The following is an 8,198-nucleotide window of genomic DNA, read 5'->3' as shown; positions in this document are numbered from 1 at the left end:
TTTCAAATCGTTTTTAGTCGAAAGATCTGATCGCAAGGTGGGCAGTTAGTTCAATCCTTATCCAGTTTTCAGGTTAAATAAATAAAGTTAGCAGCAACCAGATAAGTACGGCTTTAATCAATCCCTGGCGATATAAATTACTACTATATTGCGGCGATAAACGTATTGCTAATTGCCAGCGAGTATTTGGAATGGCTTTCACAAAGTTATAAGACGTTAACTCACCACCAAAAATTAATTCGCTGTATTTACTACCATCCGTTTCAGTGGTTAATTCTATCTCTCCAGGGGAGTCGGCACGCATTAAAAAAAGTTGCTGGTGAGGTAATTGATATTTTTTTTGGATATTAATTAAAATATCAGGATTAAAGGCTACGAAGAAAAAAGCACCTTTTGCTGAGTTAGTCGCCAATGGCTGTAACAAGTCAAAATGAATGCTACTTTTACTGCGGTGTAAAAAGAGCTTTTTTTGCACACCACCGGCTATTGTTGTCGCTATTTCACTTTCACAGTCAGGTAAAAAGTTTCCGGTTATATGCTTTAAACTCCCTTGACCTTTACTGTCTATTAAAGTAAATAAACGTGTGTTATCAATATTATTTCTCAGCGATGTTAACACTTGCATATATTCTTGTTGTGAAGCTTGTCCAGATTTTTTCTCTAATTTCTCTATGGCATTCAGCTGCTTTTGCTGGAAGAGATCAATTTCTAAACGCAGTTGTGTGAAGTACTCTTGATAATCAGAAAGGATACGGTCTGTTACTGAGTCCATCAATGACTCTTGGTAGCTTTGATGGATCTTACTGGCAGAGAAGCTCTGTGATACCAACAAGAGTAAGATCAAAAAACTGGTTTAAATAACAACACGTTTAGACGTACTTAATGCTTTGATCTCTTGCTGTGTGTATGACTTCTTCAATCAGTTCTCAAAAACACCTAGTACCAATTAATATAAACAGTCACATTATTTTACGCAAGGACTATAAAGTGTCAAAAGTTAGTGTGCTAATTTTTGACGGGCAATCTTAACTATTTGCTCGGAGATATTTTTATTAACACCTTTAACCAGCACCCAGCTATGCCAATATAAAGTCTCAACTAACTCTTTATCTGGGCATAAACTGATTAATTGCCCAGTATTTAACTCTTGCTCAATTTGTAATTTGGGTAACAAGCAATAAGCAACACCTTGTTTTACTAACGCAACAAATGCCTCCGAAGAACGCACGCTATGGCAATAATACTCACTAGCAGCTAAATTAAAATGCTTGGCAATATAGCGAACATGCATATCATCCTTATGGTCATAACTTATCGCGGGTGCCATTCCTAACGACTTTTGGTTAACGCCATCAGGAAAGTACTCTTCGGCAAAGCCCTTACTGGCCACCAAGCAATACTCCATTTCACCAAGTTTGAAAGAGCGGTAACCTTTTAGCGGCTGTTCAATAACACTTACCGCGCCAATGGCTTGCCCACTGCGTAACTTATCTAAAGTACGCTCTTCATGTTCAATAATTAAATTCAATTCAACTAAGTGATTTTTAAGTACTGGCGTAATGGCCTCAATAAACCAAGTAGCGATACTATCAGCATTTACCGCTAAAGAGACTTTCATCGGCTTTATCGGTTTATCCGGATACAATATCGGTACAAGTTCATCCTCAAGTTGCTTAACTTTTTTAAAGTGGCTTAGTATTTGTTCGCCAGCCAGTGTCGCAACAATGGGTTGGTTACGAATAAGTACTGGCTGCCCTATGTGTTCTTCTAGCGCCTTTATCCGTTGAGAAATAGCCGATTGAGAAATAAACAGTTTTTGCGCCGCTAATTCAAAACTTTGTAGCTCAATCACCTCAGCCAATGCCGCAAGGTGTTTATAATCAAAGTTTGCCATGAGACCCTCATATACCGATTCTATTAAGTTTGTTCCTACTCAGAGCTTGTCAACGGTTTGAGAACAAATAGAATTTTTTTGTATATAGTCACTCTATATCAAAGAAATTCTGTGCGGTTATCTAATCGCTGACAAACTCCCGAAGGGCGAGTTTAAAAGGCTTACAGCCTGCGTTATTGATTTTGACAAGGGAATAACCATTCTCTTCAATCAATGTCTTGCCTCTAAGCCTTTTCAATCTCGCTGAGTGAGAAAAAACTTATTGGAATTGGTATTATATACCCATAACCTCAGTCATAAGTTTTACTAATGATAGTTAATTATTATTAATTATAATTAAACTGAAAATTAGTGCAAACTAGCGTTTATTAACTACCCCTGACTATTTACCGAGTACCATTATGAGCTTATTAGTTTTAGCCAAAGGCTTTACCCTAACATTAAGTATGATCATGCCCATAGGCACACAAAATTCTATGCTGATTAACCAAGGCATTAGTCGAAACCATCACAAAATGACTGCGGCTCTTTTTGTACTTTACGATACGATATTAATTAGTTTAGGTGTCCTTGGCGGTAGTATTTTACTGTCACACAATGCGACTTTATTCAACATACTGACTTGGGGTGGCATCATATTTCTAACTGTTTATGGCTTAATGTCAATGAAATCTGCATTCAGCCAAAATAGTAGCTCTGCTGATACTGTCTTAAAAAAGAAATCAGCCAAAATTGTTTTCTTAACAACCTTAGCTGTTACTTTTTTAAACCCCCATGCTTATATTGATACTGTTATGGTCATTGGTAGTGTTGGTGGTCAATACTCAGATGAAGTAAAAGTATATTTTCTTATTGGCTGCATATTGGGTTCATTAACGTGGTTTAGTTGTTTAGCACTTGGTGCGGCTAAACTTTCCAAACAATTAAGCAGACCAAAAGTTAAAAAGACCATAGATATCATTATTGCCTTAGTTATGTGGTTAGTCGCTTGGTCACTGTTTAATAGCTGGATGGCGAGTTAATTACATTAACTGAACATAGGGTCTGTTGATCTTTCGAGATTACTTTTACAGCAACATGTTTGATATTTAGGCAAGGCAGAGCATGTGAAGTGTAGCTACATGAACATACGATAACGCCGTATAAATTTCAAACAAGTACTCCCCTTTGGGTTCATTTAAAACGGCCTTACTCCTTGTTATTCACTTTTTTAATAGAATAACTATGATACAAAGCTCGCGCCGCGATTAAGCCCGTTTTAAATTGAATAAATTTTAACCCTGAAAGATCAACAGAACCTAATAGCTGACAATAATTGTTAAAAAGTTAAGCAATGCTAATAGCCCTTATGGCATAATCTAGCGGTAATACCAATCGGTATAAATACCCTGTAATAACATAAGAGTTTTAGCATTTCATGACCACTGCCATAAAAGATCTTTCATCACACACCCCTATGATGCGCCAGTATTTAACCATTAAGGCTGAGTTTCCGCATATATTGATCTTTTATCGCATGGGCGATTTCTATGAGTTGTTTTTTGATGACGCTAAAAAAGCGTCAGACTTATTAGACATATCCCTTACCGCTCGCGGTAAAACAGGTGGTAACGCTATTCCCATGGCTGGCGTGCCTTATCACGCGGTGGAGAATTACTTAGCAAAGTTAGTCGCTTTAGGTGAGTCAGTCGCTATTTGTGAACAAATAGGTGACCCTGCTACCAGTAAGGGCCCGGTTGAGCGTAAAGTAGTACGGGTTATCACTCCAGGTACGCTCAGTGATGAAGCCCTGCTAACGGATAGACAAGATAACCTCATTGTCGCCATCGTTGATAACCAATTACCACAAGCAAAACTAAAAACTAGCTCAGCTCCGGCTTTTGGTCTGGCCTATTTAGATATGGCCAGTGGCCGCTTTGTCTTAACTGAGCCGCAAACCAGTGAGCAACTACAAGCAGAATTGCAAAGATTATCTCCAGCGGAATTACTTTACAGTGAGTCAATACAAGACTTTAGTTTAATCGAGCAAAGAAAAGGTCTACGTCGTCGCCCCGAATGGGAGTTTGATCTCGATACCGCAATTAAGCTATTAAATACCCAGTTTGAGACTAAAGAATTAACCGGCTTTGGTGTTGATGATAAGCCATTAGGCTTAGCAGCCGCCGGTTGTTTATTTCAATATGTTAAAGATACCCAACGTACTGCCCTGCCTCATATACGCGCTATTATTTGTGAATCAGCCAATAAAGGTGTCGTACTTGATGCAGCCACGAGGCGAAATTTAGAGCTGACCCAAAACTTGCAAGGTGGTTTTGATAATACACTGGCATCAATTTTAGATAAATCCTCCACGCCAATGGGTTCGCGTTTACTTAAACGTTGGTTACACTTCCCATTACGTGACTTAACTGTGCTTCACAATCGCCAAAATACTGTCAGCGATATTATAGCGTTAGACCTAATCACGCCAATTCAGCCAATATTAAAGGGCTTAGGCGATATTGAACGTATTGTTTCGCGTATTGCTTTAGGCTCGGCACGACCACGAGACTTTGCTCGCTTACGTCATGCACTACAGCAGTTGCCAGAGCTACAAAATGAGTTACAGAGTGGGTCACAGAATGAACTACCAAGTGAGTCACCCGAGTCAGCTACTAATTACTTAAACACCATTGCCCAACAAAGCCAACCAATGCCGGCGTTACAAGGCTTACTTGAGCATGCCATAATTGAAAATCCACCGGTACTTATTCGCGATGGCGGCGTTATTTCTCCGGGTTATAATAGTGAACTCGATGTATTACGCGATTTAAGTGATGGCGCTACTGAATTTTTAGCACAGCTTGAACAACGCGAGAAAGAAAGTACTGGCATTCACTCACTAAAAGTTGGCTACAACAAGGTCCATGGATTTTTCATTGAAATGAGCCGTACCGCGGCTGCTAATGTCCCTGATAATTATATCCGTCGTCAAACCTTAAAAAATAATGAACGCTTTATTACCGAAGAATTAAAAGAACATGAACATAAGGTACTGAGCGCGCAAAGCAAATTTTTAGCCCTAGAAAAAACACTCTATCAAGAATTATTCGCTAAAGTTATGCCCGATTTAGCGCAATTACAGCAATTAAGCCAGGCTATCGCCGAGCTTGATGTGTTAACCACCTTCGCCGAGCGTTCGTTGGCGTTAAACTATGTTAAGCCGAACTTAGTAAAGGAGGCAGGTATAAGCATTGATGCTGGTCGTCACGTTGTCGTTGAACAAATGACCAACAATGCCTTTATCGCTAACCCGGTATTGTTAACCGAACAACGCAAGATGCTCATTATTACCGGGCCAAACATGGGCGGTAAATCAACCTATATGCGCCAAACAGCCTTAATTGTTTTGCTTGCTCATATCGGTTGTTATGTCCCTGCTGACAGTGCAACTATCGGCGTAGTTGATAGAATATTTACCCGCATTGGCGCCTCAGATGATCTAGCTAGTGGTCGTTCTACCTTTATGGTCGAAATGACGGAAACCGCGAATATCTTACATAACGCTACTGACAGAAGTTTAGTATTACTTGATGAAATTGGTCGAGGAACGAGTACTTACGATGGCTTATCACTGGCCTGGGCCTGTGCAGAAATGCTGGCACTTAAAACTAAGGCCTTTACCCTCTTTGCCACGCATTATTTCGAATTAACTATGCTAGCTGAGCAAATTGAAACCCTTGCTAATGTCCACTTAGATGCCATGGAGCATGACGATAAGATAGTATTTATGCACGCAGTGCAAGAAGGAGCAGCAAGTAAAAGTTTTGGTTTACAAGTAGCGCAATTAGCGGGTGTTCCTAAACTGGTGATAAAACGTGCTAAGCAAAGGTTAGCTGAATTAGAGCAGCAGCAAGCCCCGACAGTGTTGACTGCTACGCCGATACAAGGTGATGCTTTTGAGCAGCTGAGCTTAGCCCCAGATGAACATCCTGTATTAACAACACTTGCCGATACCGATGTAAATGATTTAAGCCCGAGACAAGCATTAGAGTTACTCTTTTTTTTAAAGGAACAGCTTTAAAAGAGCAACGTTAACTATTAACTAACAAAAGCAGCCCTTGAGTTAAACATACTCAGCTAGCTGCTTTTTTTGTCTGAGGCTTAATGTCTGAGATTTAGTGCCTGAGACTTAGTGTTAAAAAGGCGCCTCCTCATTTCCAAAAGTTGATAAAGGACTTATAAAGTTTAAGCTGTAGAAACGAAAAAAGCCTCAGCATTACTATTTATAATAAGTAATGCTGAGGCTTCGTTACTTCATAGAGAAGTTATATGGTGCCCCGACCCGGATTTGAACCAGGGACACGAGGATTTTCAATCCTCTGCTCTACCAACTGAGCTATCGGGGCATTCTTTGAAGAGTGCTACTCTCTAAAGAGCGCGTATATTATAGTTAAAAATTATCAGTGGCAACTGTTTTATAACAATAATTTACTTAAAGTTTAATTTAGTACTTTATTCATACTTTACCGTCTATTAAGTGTGCAATAATTATCCTAATGCTTACTAATCCTCGTGTTTTAACACCCCTTGTCAACTAGCACCTAACTAACGCTCACCTTACTTAACTAGATACAGACATTAGTTAAGCTATAGGGTTTATTGCTGATAAGTTACCGGCGTTATTTCTTTAAGGATAAACATGCCGTCCCAATAAGTGGACCATTCATTTGCTGTCAGTGTCTGTTGATAATCATTAGCAAAAGCTTCCAGTTCACTGCCCTGTAGTGGTAGGCCTTTATTTTCAATGTAATTAATGGCTGATGTTGTCGTTTGCTTAAAAAGTCGCTCTACTGAATTTTTCTTTGGCTTCGCAAGCGCTTTATTTTTTAAATCAATGTAACTTAAATATTGCCCTTGCTCGCCACTAAAGTGCACCATGTAATAAGCATCGCCAAAGGCATCACTAACCACTTTACCGGCATTAACTTGCTTGTTGCCCGCTTTAGTTAAATGCCAAGTATGTGCCCAAACGATAATTTTCTTATCTGGGTATTGCTCAGCCCACCATTTAATATTTTCGCCCATTTGTTGACTACGGTTATCGACAAGTTGCCATTGTCTTTTAGCTTGCGCAACTAGCCCTTTTGTTATGCGATACCAAAAGCCATTATTAGCTAGTGAATTATGTTGCTTAAAGTTAGTTGCTAGGGTATCAAGTTGACTAAAGAACAACTGCTCTTGCTCTATGGGAAAACGTACATCAGAGCCAGCCAGCACTTGTTGCAGTTGCTTGGCAAACACTTGCCAATTAGGGCTATTTACCCAAGCGTTATCAATTGCTCGTTGCGCTTTAGTTAAGTCAGTAACCAGTCCGGCTAACGATAGGCCGCCGGTATGTTGGCTATCAAAGCCGACCATAGTTAGCGGGTTTTCGGTATTAAGCTGATCGTTAACATAATCAAATAAGGGCGTAACTTCTTTACTATTCGCATACATATAGAAGATATTCCCTGGCGCTATTGCTTTTATTGATTGGCCATCTTTAGCTTGTTGCATGATTTCTCGCACATCGTACATACCACTTTCTAAAATAAAAAAATCAAAACCATGATGCTGATGTAGATATTTTATCAAAGCCGTTTTCAGGGAAAATACACTCGCTGCGCCATGGGTTTGCTCACCTAAAGCTAGGATCCTGACATGTTCAATCTTTTTTGCAAATGCTGCTAAATCTTCATTGGCTAATTGTCCTGAGCTATCAAGATTAATGGCTAGGTGGTTTGCTAGCAGTTGTTGACTAAGGTTTTTATCTATCGCAATGGCTGTAGCAGGAATATTCTGCTCATTGCTGCATGCTGTTAACAGTAATACACATAGTGCTAGAAGGTAATTTGAATACATGAATTCATCCTTGAAGAAAGTGGTAATAAATTGAACTTTTTTATTTAAATAAATATTAACACATTGAATTACTGTCTGTTATTCCAATAAATACTGGGCTATAACAAGACTATAACGAGGCTGCACAGAAATATTACAGTTCAAACTCACTGAAATCTAAGTCGGTATTTGATGATGTCTTAGTATTACTTGGCGGGTCAAGCAAGGAGGGTTGTAAGTCTTCTTCGACTAAAGGTCCAGCAACTTGTTCAACAGGTTTTGCCTTTAGCTGATTCAATTTACGTTTTTTTCGTTGTAGACAACGTTTAATTACTTTTTGTTTCTCATCGTTAGTAAAGTTAATCCATTCTTGTCGTTCATCACGCGAGCGCATGCAGCCAAGGCAAAGGCCTTTCTCATCAGACTCACAAATACTGACACA

General features: G+C 39.3%; 6 protein-coding genes and 1 tRNA gene. 2 read left to right on the top strand and 5 right to left on the bottom strand.

The genetic code is table 11. The annotated features are described in order from the left end of the window. Window positions 1-73: 73 nt before the first annotated feature. Together HRT50_RS16440 and HRT50_RS16435 are read right to left on the bottom strand one after the other, a co-directional pair. Window positions 74-832: a hypothetical protein gene (locus HRT50_RS16440; protein ID WP_291616466.1), complete on the bottom strand. Its 759-nt coding sequence runs from the start codon at window positions 830-832 to the stop codon at window positions 74-76. Window positions 833-997: 165 nt separating this feature from the next. Next, window positions 998-1,894, bottom strand: a complete 897-nt coding sequence (locus HRT50_RS16435) for a LysR family transcriptional regulator ArgP (RefSeq protein ID WP_291616464.1) — start codon at window positions 1,892-1,894, stop codon at window positions 998-1,000. A gap of 401 nt (window positions 1,895-2,295) precedes the next feature. Between HRT50_RS16435 and HRT50_RS16430 the strand changes: the two genes are divergently transcribed. Next, on the top strand, window positions 2,296-2,916 hold the full coding sequence (locus tag HRT50_RS16430; RefSeq protein ID WP_291616462.1) for a LysE/ArgO family amino acid transporter: 621 nt from the start codon (window positions 2,296-2,298) through the stop codon (window positions 2,914-2,916). 395 nt (window positions 2,917-3,311) lie between these two features. Continuing rightward, on the top strand, window positions 3,312-5,957 hold the full coding sequence (gene mutS, locus HRT50_RS16425) for a DNA mismatch repair protein MutS (protein ID WP_291616460.1): 2,646 nt from the start codon (window positions 3,312-3,314) through the stop codon (window positions 5,955-5,957). A 249-nt stretch (window positions 5,958-6,206) separates the two neighbouring features. Here mutS and HRT50_RS16420 read toward each other — a convergent pair. From HRT50_RS16420 to HRT50_RS16410, 3 genes are all read right to left on the bottom strand, one after another. Next, window positions 6,207-6,282, bottom strand: a tRNA-Phe gene (locus tag HRT50_RS16420). A 250-nt stretch (window positions 6,283-6,532) separates the two neighbouring features. Continuing rightward, entirely contained in the window at window positions 6,533-7,777 is a 1,245-nt protein-coding gene (locus tag HRT50_RS16415) for an erythromycin esterase family protein (protein ID WP_291616458.1), read from the bottom strand. A 133-nt stretch (window positions 7,778-7,910) separates the two neighbouring features. Beyond that, the coding region (locus HRT50_RS16410; RefSeq protein ID WP_291616456.1) for a DUF1289 domain-containing protein at window positions 7,911-8,198 on the bottom strand (288 nt) is incomplete at its 5' end.

Source organism: Colwellia sp. (assembly GCF_013215345.1).
Taxonomy (GTDB): Bacteria; Pseudomonadota; Gammaproteobacteria; order Enterobacterales; family Alteromonadaceae; genus Colwellia.
This window is presented reverse-complemented; position numbering and strand designations above follow the sequence as displayed.